The sequence below is a fragment of the Vasconcelosia minhoensis LEGE 07310 genome, from assembly GCF_015207255.1.
In the GTDB taxonomy this organism is placed as follows: Bacteria; Cyanobacteriota; Cyanobacteriia; order Phormidesmidales; family Phormidesmidaceae; genus Vasconcelosia; species Vasconcelosia minhoensis.
The window spans coordinates 57,461-72,999 of record NZ_JADEXG010000005.1; the positions used below are offsets into that span (position 1 = coordinate 57,461).

Annotated in this window: 18 protein-coding genes and 3 pseudogenes; 9 read left to right on the plus strand and 12 right to left on the minus strand. The window is 53.0% G+C overall.

Annotated features, from left to right (window positions below):
• Nucleotides 1–253 precede the first annotated feature (253 nt).
• Together IQ241_RS03470 and IQ241_RS03475 are read right to left on the minus strand one after the other, a co-directional pair.
• Entirely contained in the window at nt 254–943 is a 690-nt protein-coding gene (locus IQ241_RS03470) for a GntR family transcriptional regulator (protein WP_193905022.1), read from the minus strand.
• 147 nt (nt 944–1,090) lie between these two features.
• A complete protein-coding gene (locus IQ241_RS03475; RefSeq protein ID WP_193905023.1) occupies nt 1,091–1,363 on the minus strand; it encodes a hypothetical protein in 273 nt (90 codons plus the stop codon).
• 123 nt (nt 1,364–1,486) lie between these two features.
• Here IQ241_RS03475 and IQ241_RS03480 point away from each other — a divergent pair, with 123 nt between their 5' ends.
• Both IQ241_RS03480 and IQ241_RS03485 read left to right on the plus strand, forming a co-directional pair.
• On the plus strand, nt 1,487–2,431 hold the full coding sequence (locus IQ241_RS03480) for a LysR family transcriptional regulator (protein ID WP_193905024.1): 945 nt from the start codon (nt 1,487–1,489) through the stop codon (nt 2,429–2,431).
• 60 nt (nt 2,432–2,491) lie between these two features.
• Nucleotides 2,492–3,295 (plus strand): annotated as a pseudogene (locus tag IQ241_RS03485) (DUF4058 family protein).
• 314 nt (nt 3,296–3,609) lie between these two features.
• On the opposite strand, the gene IQ241_RS03490 reads toward IQ241_RS03485, so the two are convergent.
• From IQ241_RS03490 to IQ241_RS03505, 4 genes are all read right to left on the minus strand, one after another.
• Nucleotides 3,610–3,762, minus strand: coding sequence for a hypothetical protein (locus IQ241_RS03490; RefSeq protein WP_193905025.1), 153 nt, complete (start codon nt 3,760–3,762; stop codon nt 3,610–3,612).
• Nucleotides 3,763–3,889: 127 nt separating this feature from the next.
• Nucleotides 3,890–5,200 carry a TldD/PmbA family protein gene (locus IQ241_RS03495; protein WP_193905026.1) on the minus strand — a complete coding sequence of 437 codons (1,311 nt, stop codon included), beginning with the start codon at nt 5,198–5,200 and terminating at the stop codon, nt 3,890–3,892.
• Nucleotides 5,197–5,634 carry an HHL1-like protein gene (locus tag IQ241_RS03500; protein ID WP_193905027.1) on the minus strand — a complete coding sequence of 146 codons (438 nt, stop codon included), beginning with the start codon at nt 5,632–5,634 and terminating at the stop codon, nt 5,197–5,199. Before IQ241_RS03500 ends, IQ241_RS03495 begins: the two co-directional genes overlap by 4 nt.
• Nucleotides 5,635–5,752: 118 nt before the next feature.
• Nucleotides 5,753–6,442, minus strand: a complete 690-nt coding sequence (locus IQ241_RS03505) for an SDR family oxidoreductase (RefSeq protein ID WP_193905028.1) — start codon at nt 6,440–6,442, stop codon at nt 5,753–5,755.
• A gap of 89 nt (nt 6,443–6,531) precedes the next feature.
• Between IQ241_RS03505 and IQ241_RS03510 the strand changes: the two genes are divergently transcribed.
• Nucleotides 6,532–6,864: a winged helix-turn-helix transcriptional regulator gene (locus IQ241_RS03510; protein WP_193905029.1), complete on the plus strand. Its 333-nt coding sequence runs from the start codon at nt 6,532–6,534 to the stop codon at nt 6,862–6,864.
• Nucleotides 6,865–7,000: 136 nt separating this feature from the next.
• Here the strand turns inward: IQ241_RS03510 and IQ241_RS03515 are convergent, their stop codons facing one another.
• On the minus strand, nt 7,001–7,930 hold the full coding sequence (locus tag IQ241_RS03515; protein WP_193905030.1) for a LysR family transcriptional regulator: 930 nt from the start codon (nt 7,928–7,930) through the stop codon (nt 7,001–7,003).
• Nucleotides 7,931–8,051: 121 nt separating this feature from the next.
• On the opposite strand from IQ241_RS03515, the gene IQ241_RS03520 reads away from it, so the two are divergent.
• The 6 genes and pseudogenes from IQ241_RS03520 to IQ241_RS03545 form a co-directional block, all read left to right on the plus strand.
• Entirely contained in the window at nt 8,052–8,711 is a 660-nt protein-coding gene (locus tag IQ241_RS03520; RefSeq protein WP_193905031.1) for a DsbA family oxidoreductase, read from the plus strand.
• Nucleotides 8,712–8,739: 28 nt separating this feature from the next.
• Complete coding sequence (locus IQ241_RS03525; RefSeq protein WP_193905032.1) at nt 8,740–10,011, plus strand: NAD(P)/FAD-dependent oxidoreductase; 1,272 nt, start codon at nt 8,740–8,742, stop codon at nt 10,009–10,011.
• Entirely contained in the window at nt 10,008–11,159 is a 1,152-nt protein-coding gene (locus IQ241_RS03530) for an FAD binding domain-containing protein (RefSeq protein ID WP_228021344.1), read from the plus strand. Before IQ241_RS03525 ends, IQ241_RS03530 begins: the two co-directional genes overlap by 4 nt.
• 323 nt (nt 11,160–11,482) lie before the next feature.
• Nucleotides 11,483–12,049: a GNAT family N-acetyltransferase gene (locus IQ241_RS03535; RefSeq protein ID WP_193905033.1), complete on the plus strand. Its 567-nt coding sequence runs from the start codon at nt 11,483–11,485 to the stop codon at nt 12,047–12,049.
• 53 nt (nt 12,050–12,102) lie between these two features.
• Nucleotides 12,103–12,533 (plus strand): annotated as a pseudogene (locus tag IQ241_RS03540) (Uma2 family endonuclease); the annotation flags it as partial.
• Between the two features lie 213 nt (nt 12,534–12,746).
• Nucleotides 12,747–12,900, plus strand: a pseudogene (locus IQ241_RS03545) (transposase); the annotation flags it as partial.
• Between the two features lie 297 nt (nt 12,901–13,197).
• Here the strand turns inward: IQ241_RS03545 and IQ241_RS03550 are convergent.
• The 5 genes from IQ241_RS03550 to IQ241_RS03570 all read right to left on the minus strand — a co-directional run bounded on the left by IQ241_RS03550 (nt 13,198) and on the right by IQ241_RS03570 (nt 15,297).
• The gene (locus IQ241_RS03550) at nt 13,198–13,668 is read right to left on the minus strand and encodes a hypothetical protein (RefSeq protein ID WP_193905034.1); all 471 of its coding nucleotides are present in this window, start codon (nt 13,666–13,668) and stop codon (nt 13,198–13,200) included.
• A gap of 103 nt (nt 13,669–13,771) precedes the next feature.
• The gene (locus IQ241_RS26305; RefSeq protein WP_193905035.1) at nt 13,772–13,924 is read right to left on the minus strand and encodes an FAD-dependent thymidylate synthase; all 153 of its coding nucleotides are present in this window, start codon (nt 13,922–13,924) and stop codon (nt 13,772–13,774) included.
• A 114-nt stretch (nt 13,925–14,038) separates the two neighbouring features.
• Entirely contained in the window at nt 14,039–14,344 is a 306-nt protein-coding gene (locus IQ241_RS03560; RefSeq protein ID WP_193905036.1) for a CpeR family transcriptional regulator, read from the minus strand.
• Between the two features lie 62 nt (nt 14,345–14,406).
• Nucleotides 14,407–14,586 carry a HEAT repeat domain-containing protein gene (locus IQ241_RS03565; RefSeq protein WP_228021360.1) on the minus strand — a complete coding sequence of 60 codons (180 nt, stop codon included), beginning with the start codon at nt 14,584–14,586 and terminating at the stop codon, nt 14,407–14,409.
• A 6-nt stretch (nt 14,587–14,592) separates the two neighbouring features.
• Nucleotides 14,593–15,297: a HEAT repeat domain-containing protein gene (locus tag IQ241_RS03570; RefSeq protein WP_193905038.1), complete on the minus strand. Its 705-nt coding sequence runs from the start codon at nt 15,295–15,297 to the stop codon at nt 14,593–14,595.
• Between the last annotated feature and the right edge of the window lie 242 nt (nt 15,298–15,539).

A 15,539-nucleotide genomic window follows, 5' to 3' on the forward strand; every position in this document is an offset into this window, starting at 1 on the left:
TCACAAAAGCGCTACTAGCAGTCGTATTTCCGATTATCTACTGACTTATTCCGAGAACGGCTGACCTGGACATTGAACTTAAAAAATCTTTCCTAAGCCGAGACGCGGCTGCCTTGAGCCCGCCTAGCAGCGATAGTGACAGATGCAGGCCATCGAGTTCGCAGAAGTTATATTTTTCCTCTGGACGGGGGCCATGGTAGTCGCTGCCGCCCGTCGCGAGCAGGACTTAAGTTAGGCAGGGGAGTTCTAGCATTTAAGCAGATTGAATCAGGGTAAGCTCCTGAACGACTCGGGCTTTGCTGGCGCTGAGGTGGGACTGAATGGCGGTCTGGGCGGCGGCGGGATTTTGATGCGCGATCGCGTCACAGATCACCTGATGCTCTTGGCAAATTTCCAGCACTCTGGGGTTGTGGCGGGTGGTCTGCATCCGCAGCAGGGCCATTTTGCCAAAGACCTGATCGAGTAGGGAGATCAGACAGTCGTTGTTAGAGCTAGCCGCGATCAGGCTGTGGAACTGGTAGTCAACTTCCAGGAGACGCTGGCCGTGGTAGACCGTCAGCGTCTCCTGGCTGAGCTTTTTAGCTTTTTCAACCAGCTGTTGAAGCTTTTTCACCTGAGCTGGCCTGGCCTGTTCGCAGGCCGCCGTCACGGCCAGGGTTTCCAGCGCCATCCGGCAGTCGTAGAGCTGCTCGGCCTCGGCGGCAGAAACGGTGATCACCCGCAGCCAGCCATTGGCGTCAGCGGCAACTAGCTTTTCGCGCTGGAGCTGGCGAATGGCCTCGCGAATCGGCGTCCGGCTGACCTGGAGCTGCTCGGCCAGCTGGGTTTCGACCAGGCGATCCCCCGGTAGCAGCTCACCGGCTAGGACGCTGTCGCGCAGCGCTTGGTAAGTCTGCTCGTAAAGCGATTTGCGGCGCTGGAGGGAGCGGGATAGCTGAACCAAAACCGGTTCTCCTTAAAGAGTGAGGGGGATGTTTGGGTCTTTGCTATCATTCTAAAGTTACGCTGAAGCCAATGCATACAGAATGCAGACGGGTTCGAGCAGTCTTTATAAACCCATAGGTCCCATATATAGGTTTAGAGACGGGCTCTAGTTGTGATAGTGCCGCTCTTCCAGCCAAACCCGCAGCGCGTCTTCCGATACCTTGCGAATGGTTTTGCCGCTGGTCGGGTCGTAGGCGTTCCACAGGGTGCCCTGCTTGTCCTGAGTTTTCCACACCCGGGGCTCGCTGGAGCCGCTGAAGAACGCGATCGCGCCCTGCAAAAATGACGGCGTGTAGCTATTTTGATCCGGTTTAGGATAGTTGAGATCGGCGGAGGTGCCTAATTGCCAGGCTTGGTCGTACCAAAATGAGGATTTCATAGTGAGTATCTTTTGTGTTTCAACATAAGTATCTTAATAATTCTGTCGCCAAATATACAAAAAGCGGCGTTCATCGCTTGCATGAGTAGCTTCGATGTTGAGTTCTAGGCCGTTTGGGGAAGCATGAAAGACAATTCGCAAAATCAGATCAAGCTATCGCAGCTGCGAATTTTAGTCGCGGTGGCGGAGCAGGGAAATTTTAGCGAGGCGGCTTTGCAGCTGGAGATGTCGCAGTCGGCAGTGAGCCACGCGATCGCGACTCTCGAAGACCATCTCGGCGTCATTCTGCTATCGCGCGGTCGGCACGGGGCGCGGCTGACGCCTGTCGGGGAGCGAGTTGTCGGTCACGCTCGCGAGATTGCCCGGCGGACGGAGCAAATTTCCAAAGAGGCGGAACTGGCCAAAGGGCTGAAGGGCGGCCAGGTGCGAATTGCCTCATTTCGCAGCGTCGCCGCGCAAATTTTGCCGCCGATTATTGCCCGGTTTCACCAGCGCTATCCGGCGGTTTCGGTGAGCATGGCCGAATTTGACGACTATCCCCAGGTGGAGCGGGCGCTGCTAGAGGGGCGCGTAGAAATTGGCTTTACCTTCATTCCTTCAGATCATGAGGCTTTTGACAGTCGCGAGGTGCTGCGGGATGAGTTTATCGCCCTCTTCCCAGCGGGCTTTACCCCGGCCAGCGGTGAGCTCACTTGGGAAGAACTCACCGACCAGCCGCTGATTATGCCGCCGGTGGACTACATTATGATGCGGCCCGTCTACGACCATATCAACGCCTATGGCTATCGGCTGAAGGTGGCCTATGAGGTTGAAACCGACGCCACGATCGTCAGCCTGGTGGCTCAGGGACTGGGTGCGACGATTTTGCCCCGCCTGGCCGCACAGCCGATCCCGCCGGAGGTGCAGGTCTATCCGCTGCCGGTGCCGCTGGAACGGGTGATCAGCGTAGTTATCCTGGCTGAAGCGCTGCATTCTCCCGCTGTCTATGCTTTCCTAGATAGCCTGGAAGCGTTTAAGCCGCTGGGCGAACCTGAAAGGATGAGCACTCACGAGTCGTCCCAGCGCTAGACCAGAAACAAATTTCAGGTAGAGACCTACAATCAAATCAAGTGTTTCACAAATGATGCGATGCCGTCTCCCTTCCCTGGCATGAATCCCTATTTGGAGCATCCCGAGCTGTGGCCAGAGGTGCATCATCGGCTGATTACGGCGATCGCGAACTGACAAGTCAGCGCTTGCGCGATCGCGCTTCAGCCTGCCCTGCTCCCCAAATACCGGGTCGCGATTGAAAAGCGAACCTACATCAGCACCGATGAGGATGCTTTGCTGATTGGCATCCCTGATGTCTCAGTCATTTCCGCTCAAACCCAAGCTACCTCAAACACATTTGTCAGCTCGGATTCTGCCATGAAACCAATGACGGTAACCTTGCCCATGCCCGTAGAAATAAAAGAGGGCTATTTGGAAGTTAGGGAAGTTTCAGGGGGCAGGGTTGTCACCGTGATCGAAGTGCTTTCGCCGACAAACAAACAACCCGGCAAAGGAAAAGACGAATACGAAGAGAAGCGGCTTGATATCCTGAGCAGCTCAGCCAATCTGATCGAAATCGATCTGCTACGAGAAGGGAAAGCGCCAAGAGTGGTTAGCCCAGTTCCGCAAACCGATTACCGCATTCTAGTCGCCCGCCGAAATCGCCGCCCTCAGGCTGATCTATATGGCTTCAGCATCCGACAGACCATTCCAACGTTCAAATTGCCGCTGCAAAGAGGCGATGTTGAACCCAACGTCGATTTACAGTATCTACTAGCGGAAATTTACGAGCAAGGCGGCTTTGACCTGGCCATCGACTATGCCCAAGATCCATTTCCACCGCTAAAAGCTGATGACCAAGCTTGGGCAGATAATCTGCTGCGCGACCAAGAACGCCGATGACTCGTGAAACCCTCAACCCTCTGAGCATAGGCTAACTTGTTGAGTCGTTGTCAGAGGGGACCTGGCATGTAAGTACCTGAGCATTAAAATTTACATAGAAGGAATTGTCATTCCGAGCATAGCGTAGACGCTTGCGGCTTCCCGCAGGGTGGAATCTCTCAATCACTGACGCTGCTGGGATAGATGCCTCGACAGGTTGCTCTTTCAGAGCGGCTACGCCGGTTCATGCCCCTTGGGCTATACGGCATGACATCAAACTCTCCTTTGTAAAAAATGTGTAATTAATTTTGTTCGACTACTTAACGGTGAAAGGGTTAGATTTGCGCGGTGCCCAGCGTTAGCCGCTGCGCGGTGGTCCAGAGCTGGTGGGTCTGGCTGGCCGACTGAGGAGCCGTCCCGCAGGCATTTCCTAGAGACTGGCTGAGCTGGATAAGCTGTTGGGTTGTCCAAATTTGAGCGTTTTTCATAGGGTAGTCTCCTGAAGGTGAAGGGATTTTGTCTTTCGACATTTACATTCTAGAAAACCGTATCAATAGTTACAAAAACCAGGGTACATGGCTTATATGAGCATCTTTGATAGTAAGAGCTGAGGCCCTAGCTCCCCGTCACTGACAAACCGTTCACAGCAACGCTAGGCGTGTAGGTAGAGCCGTTCCAAACGCTGTCACTGCCCAGGCCAATCAGATGCTTCAGCGCGGTATATACATTCCCGGCGATCATCGTGTCTTTCACCCGGCCAACAATGTGTCCCTGCCTGACGCGGTAGCCTAGTTCCAGGTTGACCGACAGCTCGCCTGAAAGGCCACCGCTGTTGCCCAAAACCTGATCGATCACAATGGCGTCATCCAAAGAGCCGATCATCTGCTCCCAGCTCAGCGACTCCGGTTCGACAATCAGATTTAGCAGGCTGGGCTGCGGATAGCCGCCCAGACCCGGACGGAAGCCATTGCCGGTCGAGGCCAGCCCGAGCTGACGACCGATTTTGAGATCGCAATACACCCCCCGCATCACCCCCTGACTGACCAGCTCAACTGGCTGAATCAGCGTCCCCTCATCATCAAACGGACAGCTGTAGGGGCCAGCCGTCGGGTCCTGCCGCAGCGAAAGCGGCTCTGCAATCACCGTCTGGCCGAGCCGTTCACTCCAGGGAGAAGCGCCCTCGGCAATTCGCTTGCCGTTTAGCGCCGCGCACAGCGTATCCCAGAGCAGGTCTGCGGCCTTGGCGGTAAACACCACCGGCACCTGGCCCTGGGGCGGGGCGACCGATTGTTTGGCCCAGGCCAGCCGCTGGATAATGTCAGCCGCGATCGCGTCCGGCTTAAGCTGATGCCGGTCAACCTGCCCATCGCCGACGTTCAAAAAGTCATCGCCGCGAATCCATTCCGCGTCTACATAGCCGCTCAGCGTTATGTCCTGAAAGCGATAGTCAAGGCCAAGGGAGTTAACAATCCGCGTTTGCTCTTGCTCACAGGCCAGCTCAGCCGCGCAGATGGCCTCCGGGTAGGCATCGCGAATTTGCGCGATCGCGCTTTCCCCGTAAGCAATCAGCTGCTTAACCGCGATCGTCTCCCCGACGGCGGCAAACTGCTGCGAGTCACCCGCCGTCAGCTCGGGCGTTTCTGGCGAATTCAGCTGGCTAAGCGTTAGGGCCTTTTCAACCAGCAGCTGCGGCTCGACTGCGCCATAGGCCACCGCCAGTCCCGGTCGGCCCTGATGCCAGAGCCGTAGCGCCGTGCCCTCGGCCTGCGAAGTCTCAATCTGCTTTAGCCGATTCGTCTCAAAAACCACCGGCTGGGTCAGACTTTCAGTTTGATAAACCTCCGCCGCCTCAGCTCCGGCCTGAGCTGCCAGCGCTAAAAGCTGTTCGGGGGACAGCGAACTGGTTTGAGCGAGTTCTGGGCTCATGACTTTTGAGATTTAGAGCCAAATAGGGATGACATTTTCTGGCCTACTTTGCCCCAGGCAGACTGAACGCCCTTTCCTAAGCCGGGCTCGACTGCCAGCTGAATCGGGTCGTCCTTAAACTCCTTCAGCCGATAGCCATACTCTAGTCGCTCTTGATTCTTTTTCAAAACGGGATAGAGACGAAAGGCCCCCTGGAGAAGATTATCCCGGCTGCCGAAGATGGCTCGGTTGATCTGGCTAGAGCGCTTCACCGCAATCACGCCGACGGGGTACCACTGGGTCTGCCCCTGCACTCGGATATAAACCTCATAATCAGGCGTCCCATCGGACTTCATTTTCTCATACCGCTCCGTCGCTTTTACGCGCTCCTTCGAGCGCTTGGAGACCTTGGGCTGAGACTGCTTGGGTTTACCGAATCCGAGATTGTCAGACATGTCAGTTGAACCGTGGAATTTATAAAAGTTTACTTTTTTCTCAGTATTTTGTATAGCGCTGCTGCCTTAGCGTAGCCAGGACATCTAATCAAAAATGATGCGCTAAGCTATCCAAAAGCTAGCAGGACCTATTCTGATGCTTGAGCCAACTAACTTTGTCCTCTTTCGCGTCCGCAGTCAGCGCTTCCGGCCCTCCAATGAGAAAAATACGGTTCCCTGACGTTTCCAGCCGGGCGGCTGCTAGCACAAAGTCAGCCAGGGTTCGGTGTGAAATCCATGAAATAGGCCAATCCGGCTGAATGGGATAGGCAAATACGCCCTCCTGGACGATTGCGGGTGCTGCCCAGGGCGCGGCCAGATTGTCCATATACACTGTGGGCTGGAGAGTGATGACGCTGATATTGCTAGCTTGGACGCGATCGCAGACAGCTCTGAGCACCTGAGATACGGGTCGGTCATCATCTTCAAAGATCTCAGCAGCGCTGTTGAACACAATTCGACGCACTTCAGCCTGTTCTGCCGCTTTAATAATCTGGTCTGCAAGCTGCTCGCGTGCACCAGGTCGATGGTCGATTGGGGAGGTGAAGACTACCACTTCTGCCTGGTCAAAAGCCCGAACTAGGCTGGCGACGTTTGTGAAATCGACAATGGCCGGTGCTGCACCCATAGATTGAATTTGCTGATGCTGTGCCGCGTTCCGAATTAGCCCTCGAACCTGATAACCCGCCTCAATGAGTCGATGGATAATGCTGCTGCCCTGAGCTCCTGTTGATCCAGTGACAACGGCGAGGGGAAGAGTATCAGTCATGCCTATATGCCTACTCAATTGATATTGCCAATATTAAAATGTAGGCCTACAGGCAACCAGTACGCACATTTATCTCACGTAGTATCAAAATGAATACCGTAAGCAGTCCTCAGAATAATGCTGAAGCGACTCCAGAAATTTGCGATCTACCCTGCCCGGTCGAGACGACCCTAAAGGTGATCGGTGGCAAATGGAAAGCGCTGATTTTGTTTCATCTCCAGTCTGGGCCAAAGCGATTCAACCAGCTCCGACGGCTGATTCCCTCGGTGACCCAGCGGATGATCACGATGCATCTGAGAGAGCTAGAGCGGGATGGCATTATCCATCGGCAGGTGTTTGATGTGGTGCCGCCCCATGTTGAATACTCGCTAACAGAGCTAGGCTGGACCATTACGCCAATCCTGAACGCTATGGCAAAATGAGGCAAAGACTATGAGGCTGTCTGTCCTCAGAGCCAGGTTACGGCGGATTGAAATGGCTATCGACAAGGAATTGAGCGGTTAGCAGTCAAGTGGCTATAACAACATTGCATACATTTGCCTTAGTCTCTGCTTTCAATTACTCAAACTGCTCCCAGTAAGCTGGATTTCCAAACCGTTCGGCAAGAAAATTAATAAATGCTTTAACTCTTAGCGAATGTCTGCGATTTGGCAGATAAAGTGCATAAATTTCTCTGTTTGTATCAGCTTGAGGGTGGATTCGAAAGTCGGTTAACACCGCCTGTAACCGTCCTGCCCGAATATCCTCTCCGATCAGCCAAGTTGGCATTAAGATGAGTCCGCCGCCGTCTAAACATACCTGACGTAACATCTCCGAATTGTTGGCCACCAAAGAGCCCTGTATGTGCACATCACACACTTCAGCCTCTCGCTGAAATCGCCAAGTATCGTACCCTGTAGAATATGCAAACAACAGGCAGTTGTGCTGCGCTAACTCATTCGGGTGTTTGGGTTTTCCATATTTCTCAAAGTAGGCTGGACTACCGCAGACCAAGCGAGTATAGGACGCTAGCTTACGAAGAATCAGATTGGCACCGGAGCGATCGAGATTGCCCATGCGAATCACTAAATCAAGATCCTCTTCCACCAGATTGGCCAATCCATCACTCAGCCGCAGCTCAAGTTTGACGTCTGGATATTGAACCAGAAAGTCACTCAAAATTGGAGCAACGTGGAGCCGCCCAAACGCAACAGGCAGGCTCACTCGTAAAATCCCTTGAGGAACATCACCCTGTTCCATAACGCAGAGGTTGGCTTCTTCTATATCTTGTAAGATCTGCACCACCTTGGCGTAATATTTGTAACCCTGCGGCGTAAGTGTGATGCTTCGAGTAGAGCGGTTGAGTAGCTGAGTGTTCAACAGAGCTTCTAAAGCATTGACTTGACGGGTGACGGAAGATACTGCCAGTTTCAATTGCCGTGCGGCTTCCGAGAAACCTCCTCCGTCCACTACTTTGACAAACGATCGCATTGCGGCAAGCTGATCCATTGCTTGAGCCACTCCTAATTTTTGCAAAAAATGCAATAGACATTGGCATAAAAGGGATATTAACATTCTTTGTAAGTTGAATTAGGGTTGAACTGTCGCAACTTAGGCAGGGAAATCAATCATGACATTAACGATCGGCCTTACCTCTGACTTTATTTGTCCCTGGTGCTGGGTCGCAGAAGCACGATTGCATCGAGCAATTGAGCAACTGCCTTCCATTGAAATTCATCAGGTTTGGTATCCGTTCGAGCTCAATCCAGATATGCCAGAAGCCGGTATGGATCGCAAAACCTACCGCAGCAATAAGTTTGGCAGTTGGGACTACTCGCAGCAGTTAGATGCAAAAACGATACAGGCTACTCAAGCCGACGGCATTGAGTTTCGGTATGACTTGATGAAATTGACGCCTAACACCCTCAAAGCTCATCGCCTGACGTGGCTTGCTGACAAAAGTGGTAAAGCGACTGAGATGGTTAGACGAATTTTTCGGGCTTACTTCAGTGAGGGACAAGACATTGGCGATGTAGAAACGTTGGCTAGCCTAGCAGCTGAAACTGGCCTGGATGCTGAGCAGGCTCAAGCGTATCTTCTATCGAACACAGGAACTCACGCAATTCGAGAATTAGAGCTGCAGGCAGCTGCCCAGAATGTCCATAGCGTTCCAACCATTCGCATCGGGAATGAAACTTTGTCTGGTGCACAGCCCATCGATGTTCTAGTAGCCGCTTTGCAGAAAGCTGCCCATGAACTGAAGAGGGCAAATAGTAAATCTCATGTGTGAGGACCAGACCACTACGGCTATAAAACCTATGACTCCCTCAAATTCACGTCCTGATCGAAAAGTCAAACTCTACGGCCAACCAAATTCAGCAGCAGCTTATGAAATCCGGGACTTTCTCAGCCGCAGCGTCGTCGAGTTTGACTGGATTGAACTGACCTGTGATGAAGACTGTCATCGTCAGCTAGGCTTTTCAAGCCTGAGCGAGATTCGCTTGCCGATTGTTGAATTTCCTGATAGCGATCGGCTTTTCGCTCCTACTCTTCAAGAAGTTGCCCAACGATTGGGCTGGATCACTCAGCCCAGATTCAAAGAGTATGACCTGTCGATCTATGGTGCAGGTCCTGCCGGGTTAAGTGCAGCAGTCTATGCAGCGTCCGAAGGTATACGCACCGTTCTGATTGAGCGCCAGGCTGTTGGTGGGCAAGCGGGTACCAGTTCATTGATTGAAAACTATATGGGCTTTCCTGAAGGCATCAGTGGTGCCGACCTGGCAGAAAGAGCCCGTCAGCAGGCAGTCAAGTTTGGCATTGAAGTACTGCTTTTACGAGAGGGCGTTAAAGCCGAGTTCAAAAATAATCGGATTTATGTCGATATGGCAGATGGCAGCAAAATGATTGCTTGTGCCAATATTTGCGCCACAGGGGTTGAATATCGACGGCTCAATCTTCCTAATGAAGACCGATTTCTTAATCTCGGATTGTTTTATGGTGCAGGTGCTAGCGAAGCCCCGATGTGTCAAAACGAGCACGTTTATGTAGTAGGCGGCGGTAACTCGGCAGGGCAAGCTGCGATGTATTTCTCTCGCTATGCTAAACAGGTGACGATGCTGGTTCGCGGGTGTAATCTGGCAGCTTCACTGTCGCAATATCTGCTTGAGAGGATTACTCAAACCAGCAATATTGAAGTGTTGTTTAATGCTCAAGTTGCCGATCTCAGTGGAGATCAAACCCTGCGACGAATTACGATTGCTAATTCTCAAGATGGGTCAGAGCAACAAAGCGAAACCCAACGCCTGTTTATCTGCATCGGTGGCGCGCCCAACACAGAATGGGCAAAAGATACCCACATTATTCGAGATGATTCAGGCTATCTGATCACGGGATCAGATTTGCTTAAGGAGGGTCGTCTACCCGCCTGTTGGAAATTGGAACGAGATCCTTTCTTTCTAGAAACCAGCGTTCCCGGTGCTTTTGCGGCTGGAGATGTTCGGCACGGCTCTGTAAAACGAGTAGCTTCAGCGGTTGGCGAAGGGGCAATGGCAGTCACATTTGTGCATAAATATCTGGAGGAGACGAGATGAACCCGATGTATAATCGCGCCATTGTCATCGGTGGCTCATTAGCTGGGCTATTCGCCGGAATACTACTGCGCTCTATCGGATGGCAGGTAGACATTTACGAACGGTCTCCTCATACGCTGGATAGTCGTGGTGGGGGCGTTGTGCTACAGCCAGACGTAGTCGAGGCATTTCGACGGGCAGGCATTCCTCAAGAAGCTTTAGGAGTAGTTGCCCATGAGCGCTACTACCTGAAGCGGGATGGCGGCATTCAGCGAATGCCGATGCGCCAAACCCTGACTTCTTGGAACCTGCTCTATGGTTGGATGCGACGGCATTTTCCGGACGAGCATTATCAACAGGGAAAAGTACTGACGAATTTTCAACCAGAAGACAACAGCGTTACGGCAATTTTTGCCGATGGCACTCGCGAAAGGGGCAATTTATTGATCGGAGCTGATGGACCCGGCTCTACAGTTCGTCAATTGCTTTTGCCGACCTACACTCCTCAGTATGCTGGCTATGTGGGCTATCGAGGCTTGGTAGATGAGCAGGATTTAGACCCAGAAATAGCGGCGATTTTCACAGAGCACTTCGTGTTCTATCAATTTCCGAATTCTCACATCCTGCAATATCTAATTCCCGGAGAGAATGAGTCGCTAGTGCTAGGGGAGCGTCGGTTTAACTGGGTGTGGTATGTCAACTATGACGAGGCGACAGAATTGCCCCGTATCCTGACCGATTTGAAGGGTAGGCGTCGCGACTATTCTATTCCACCTGGAATGATGGCTCCTAAAGTTGAACAAGAGATGCGGGCCTATGCCAGTCGGGTTCTGGTTTCTCCATTTCAAAAGCTGGTAGCAGCGACGAAGGAGCCGTTCGTACAGGCCATTTTAGATCTGGGTATACCGCAAATGGCGTTCGAGCGTATTGCACTGGTTGGGGATGCTGCCTTTATTCCGCGTCCCCATACTGCCGCTAGCACTTCAAAAGCGGCAGCCAACGCGATCGCACTTGCAGATGCCCTCATCAAACATAATCACGATGTTCCAGATGCCTTGAAAGCTTGGGAAGGCAGTCAGCTGGCGCTAGGAATGCATCTCTGGCAGCGGGGTCAGAGCTTGGGTGAAAGCTCGCAGTTCATGCACGGCACAGACCGAATAGAGGAGTAGCCGATTGGTACCACCCCATGTTGAACACTCGTTGACGGAGCTGGGCTAGACCATCACGCCAATGCTGAATACTATGACAAAGTGGGGCAAAGGGTATGAATCTGCCTATCCTCTAGGCTCTAGCTTTGCGGGGCGAGTGTAAACAACGATTCTCCTAATCGGAGGTTCTCGAGGGTGAATATGTGACTGAACCCCGTCGAGGTCGCTAATCGAAAAGTTTTGTACCTGCCGAGACCCTTAAGGCGTTCAATTTGGGCTGCATCAGGCTTAGCAGTATAATCGGAGCAAGTGACTTAGCTCACCACTTCCGGAAACTACAAGGGATGAATATTCCAAAAGAGATTCGAACAGCGCGTTTGCTGCTGCGCTGGTGGCGACCTTCTGACCGAGCACCTTTCGCTGCAATGAATGCCAGCCCTCAAGTGAGGGAGTTTTTCCCAGACCTGCTAACTCAAGCAGAGAGCGATGCGTCAGTAGACCGCTTTGAAGCCCATTTCGCCCAGCATGGATTTGGATTTTGGGCGGTAGAGATTCCTAACGCTGCGCCATTTGCAGGATTTATCGGGTTGAAGATTCCCAGCTTTGAAGCACATTTTACGCCCTGCGTGGAAATCGGCTGGCGACTGGCTGAGCAATACTGGGGCAGAGGCTATGCGACTGAGGGAGCCCGGGCTGCTCTGAGGTTTGGCTTTGAGGTGTTGAAGCTGAAGCAAATTGTGTCTTTCGCGGTGCCGAACAATCTGCGATCGCGCCGCGTCATGGAAAAAATCGGCATGACTTATAGCCCAGCGGACGACTTCTTGCATCCACTGATGCCAGCAGGGCATCCGCTCCAAGCACATGTACTGTACCGGATTAAGGCGGATGACTATGCTCGACAAATCGGTTGACCGGTCTTGCTGACTTTTATAATGGAGCTACTAGCGCTCAAGCGAGACCCACTATGGTTGCGCCAGATCTCAAATCCGGCTTGCTGTCTACTGAAGACCTGCCCTGCTCGGATGATACGCCGGTGGACAATGAGGAGCAAAACCTGCTGCCCAATCTGCTGCTGCTGGTCCTAGCCTACCTCTGGGCAGAGCGGATGGACTGGTATTTCGGGGTAGATATGGCGGTTTATCACACGACCGGAGTGAGCCCCAAGGTGCCTGTGGTGCAGATGGATTTCTCAGTTTGGGAGTTGCTCGCCGAAAGGGAGGCAAATCTCGTAGCAGCTATGCCGTCTGGGAAGAAGGGTGGCAGGTTCCCATCCTGACCCTAGAGATGGTTTCGCACCAGCCGGGTGAAGAATACGATACCAAGCTGGCGCTCTATGCCAGGCTAGGGGTTTTGTACTACGTGATATACAATCCTGAGTTTTGGCAGCGCGATCGCGCTCATCACCACTGCGAGCCAAGAGGACTCTCGCGGGCTAAATCGAATAGCCGCCCAGAGCAGCGGAAAAATCATCACATACTCAACCGGCGCGGTACCATCAAAGGCAATTAGACCAATGATGATCAGCTTGGAAGCAAGTCTTCGAAGCCCTTAGCGAGGACAGTGGCAACGAATATCAGAGGATTGATGCCACCATCGTTTTCGGTTTACTACGATAAAACCCCCTACAAAGCGCGACATCTGATAGAGAACTTCTTCGCCAAATTGGAGCAATACCGGGCGATTGCAACGCGCTTATGATAAGCGAGCCATCAATTTTTTAGGGGCTGTTTATCTGGCCGCTTCTGTGGTTTGGCTTAATTGATGATACGCCCTAGTAATCCTCAACCAGATACCCTGCAATTTATTCATCACAGACTTCGACAATACAGCCCCATGCATCCTGACTGCGGGTGCATAAAGACTGGTCACTCTCATTGGCTCACCGGTAGGGGGAGTAACGTCTTAGAGGTAAAAGGCTGTACAGGGTTGAGTACTATTACCTTGCCCAATCTCACAGTAGGTAGGACTAGTGTCATGCACTAGGTATTCAGGTTCATTAGCCAAGCTGGCGGTAGCCCAGAGTAAGCCCAGACTCGGTAACACAAGACTAAATAGTTTTCTAGCATACTTCTACATAGTCTCCCCATTGATTACGACCGACTACACAGGAGGGTCGGGTCATCCCCTCTATAACTGCGGCGGCGATCATCCCGGTGAAGAGCATGGCAGCTTCCTGCTCCTGAGCCGCTAGCCTCTCCTGCTCTTCCATATAGGCCCGGCGCTGCTCTGGTGTCATCGCATTCCACATTTCCCGACGCTGCTCGGCTTCCTGAAGCGCGATCGCGTTTGCGGTGCGTTCTCGCTCGGCCTGCAGCTCAATCGCCTGCTGCCGCTCTTCCATAGAAGCTTCGTGGACTTCCTGACGGCGCTCGCCTTCTCTGTGCTGCTCATATACCCGCCCGGCCTCTCCGGCACCTCGGATAGCTTCCCGAACACCGTCTAGAAAGCCAGCATGAGCGGGACCCTGTACTAAAATCACTGCCAGTGCACCTAGGCTAGCAGCAGCACGAGTTGTGAAGTAGGTTGACATGACAAAAGTTCCTCAGATAATAGCAGTAGACTTTGGCCTCGCTTGTAGATTAATACATCCAAAAAAGAGGGTCAAATTAAGATTTTATAAACATGTGACAGAACTATGGAGCTAGGCGTGCCTTCCCATAACGCTTGTCCAGGCAGTACCTGGCAAGCTCAGGCATCCAGTCCTGGAAGAGCTCCAGCAGCTGCTCGCAGAGCCAGCGAATCTCCAGCTGGGCATCTGCCTTCGAGCATAGGTCTAGCACATGCATCAGGCTGCTGAAAATTCAGTCAAAACACGGTTGACGCATTGAGAATATAGGCATTTTTACTAAAAACCATTTCAAATGCTTTAAATCAGACTGAGCAGTTTACTTTTAATGCTTCTAGACCCGCTCGTCAAAACAGGTGCGAAAGCTGCCGTACTTGATCCAATACTGATATAGGTTGTGGTGAGGGGTATGAAGGCTGGCCTTAGCGTGGTAAAGAACGACGCGGCGGTGGTTGCCAATCCAAATCTTTTTCAGCGGCTCGACCGAGATCAGCGTGCCTCCCAATGCCTTGACGCAAGCCTGATATTTTTCAACCGTAGAATATTCCACGGTTTCCAGGATAAAAAAACTGCCTGAGCAGATCAGATGGCGGCTACGGATCCAAGCCTGCATTTTTTTCTGGGCCTGGGGCGGCAGCATGGTTGGATGGGGTAGTCTGATTCTTCAACTATATTGGAGAATCAGACTTGTAGCGCCTTTCGCTATCCTTCGGGGCTACGCAGCGTTGAGACGACCTGAGCTACGACCTGCTGGACCGATCGGTCGGCATCTTGCAAGAGAGGCTCTAGGGCCGCAGCGGCGTTGGGATCGTTCAGCTTGCCCAGGGAGATTGCGGCGGCCTTGCGCACATCGGCATTTGTGTCGCGCAGGCAGGCGATCAGCGGCTGCTAGGCTGACTCATACTGGCGGCGGCCCAGGGTCTCCGCCGCCGCGGCCCGCACCTCCGGAGCCAAGTCATTTAGCGACTCAGTGAGGATTACCCGAGCCTTTGAGTTGGGCTGATGATGGGCCAGGGGCGCGATCGCGCTCATCACTGCCGCTCGTACCGGTGCTGCCGGATGGCTGACCAGGTTATAGAGCGGTTCAGCGATTTCACTGCTGAGATGACTCAGCACCCAGGTCGCCTGCCCCCTGGCTTCCTCATCGGCGGCGGCGGCGACAATCTGCTTTACAAGTGTCTGCGCCGCTGGTTCACCCATCCGCCCCAGGGCGCTAGCGGCAGCGCTGCGAGTCGCCCGGTCCTCATCGTGCAGCAGGGCTCGAATCAGCCCTGGAACGGCTTCAGCGTCGTCAATCTGGGCCAGTGCCTTACTACAGCAGCAGCGCACCGTCGGGTGGGGATGCTGGGCCAGACCATCGAGTAGAAACGGCGTTGGGGCTTCGCCAATTCTGCCGAAGGTGGCAATCAGCGACTGCCTGGCCGTCTGTCGCGAGTCGGCTAGGCAGTCGATTAGCTGCTCTAGCCGAGTAGAGGTGGGCTCAAATATCAGCAGTTCGATTTCTTCATTGACCAGCGCAATCAGTCGGTCAGTGCGGTGCTGTGCTTCTGACTCTGCCGCCGACGGCTGCGGAATGGCCCTATCCTCTATCAAAGCTAGACCTCAGAATGGGGAAGGCATGAGCTGCCCTCATTATGGCTTTTCACGCCGGGCGATGGATATTGCCGAAATTTAAAATTTACCCAATCCGCAAAATTAACAGTTCGTTCTTAATACTGTGGCGGGTTGGGCGGAGCTGACTTTAGGCTGCTTCTAGATAGAGCAACCGGTTGGGCAGATTAGCCTGCAGACAGATCAGCGCCGGGCGGAGTTGCAGCTTTTAGGTAAATCATCTA

Excerpts from the sequence above, each read along its gene's own strand:
- IQ241_RS03500 (WP_193905027.1), bottom strand. The coding sequence starts at position 5,634 with ATGTCTGACAATCTCGGATTCGGTAAACCCAAGCAGTCTCAGCCCAAG.
- IQ241_RS03520 (WP_193905031.1), top strand. The coding sequence starts at position 8,052 with ATGACATTAACGATCGGCCTTACCTCTGACTTTATTTGTCCCTGGTGC.
- IQ241_RS03510 (WP_193905029.1), top strand. The coding sequence starts at position 6,532 with ATGAATACCGTAAGCAGTCCTCAGAATAATGCTGAAGCGACTCCAGAA.
- IQ241_RS03525 (WP_193905032.1), top strand. The coding sequence starts at position 8,740 with ATGACTCCCTCAAATTCACGTCCTGATCGAAAAGTCAAACTCTACGGC.
- IQ241_RS03535 (WP_193905033.1), top strand. The coding sequence starts at position 11,483 with ATGAATATTCCAAAAGAGATTCGAACAGCGCGTTTGCTGCTGCGCTGG.
- IQ241_RS03480 (WP_193905024.1), top strand. The coding sequence starts at position 1,487 with ATGAAAGACAATTCGCAAAATCAGATCAAGCTATCGCAGCTGCGAATT.
- IQ241_RS26305 (WP_193905035.1), bottom strand. The coding sequence starts at position 13,924 with ATGCATGTGCTAGACCTATGCTCGAAGGCAGATGCCCAGCTGGAGATT.
- IQ241_RS03490 (WP_193905025.1), bottom strand. The coding sequence starts at position 3,762 with ATGAAAAACGCTCAAATTTGGACAACCCAACAGCTTATCCAGCTCAGC.
- IQ241_RS03550 (WP_193905034.1), bottom strand. The coding sequence starts at position 13,668 with ATGTCAACCTACTTCACAACTCGTGCTGCTGCTAGCCTAGGTGCACTG.
- IQ241_RS03495 (WP_193905026.1), bottom strand. The coding sequence starts at position 5,200 with ATGAGCCCAGAACTCGCTCAAACCAGTTCGCTGTCCCCCGAACAGCTT.
- IQ241_RS03560 (WP_193905036.1), bottom strand. The coding sequence starts at position 14,344 with ATGCTGCCGCCCCAGGCCCAGAAAAAAATGCAGGCTTGGATCCGTAGC.
- IQ241_RS03530 (WP_228021344.1), top strand. The coding sequence starts at position 10,008 with ATGAACCCGATGTATAATCGCGCCATTGTCATCGGTGGCTCATTAGCT.
- IQ241_RS03515 (WP_193905030.1), bottom strand. The coding sequence starts at position 7,930 with ATGGATCAGCTTGCCGCAATGCGATCGTTTGTCAAAGTAGTGGACGGA.
- IQ241_RS03505 (WP_193905028.1), bottom strand. The coding sequence starts at position 6,442 with ATGACTGATACTCTTCCCCTCGCCGTTGTCACTGGATCAACAGGAGCT.
- IQ241_RS03475 (WP_193905023.1), bottom strand. The coding sequence starts at position 1,363 with ATGAAATCCTCATTTTGGTACGACCAAGCCTGGCAATTAGGCACCTCC.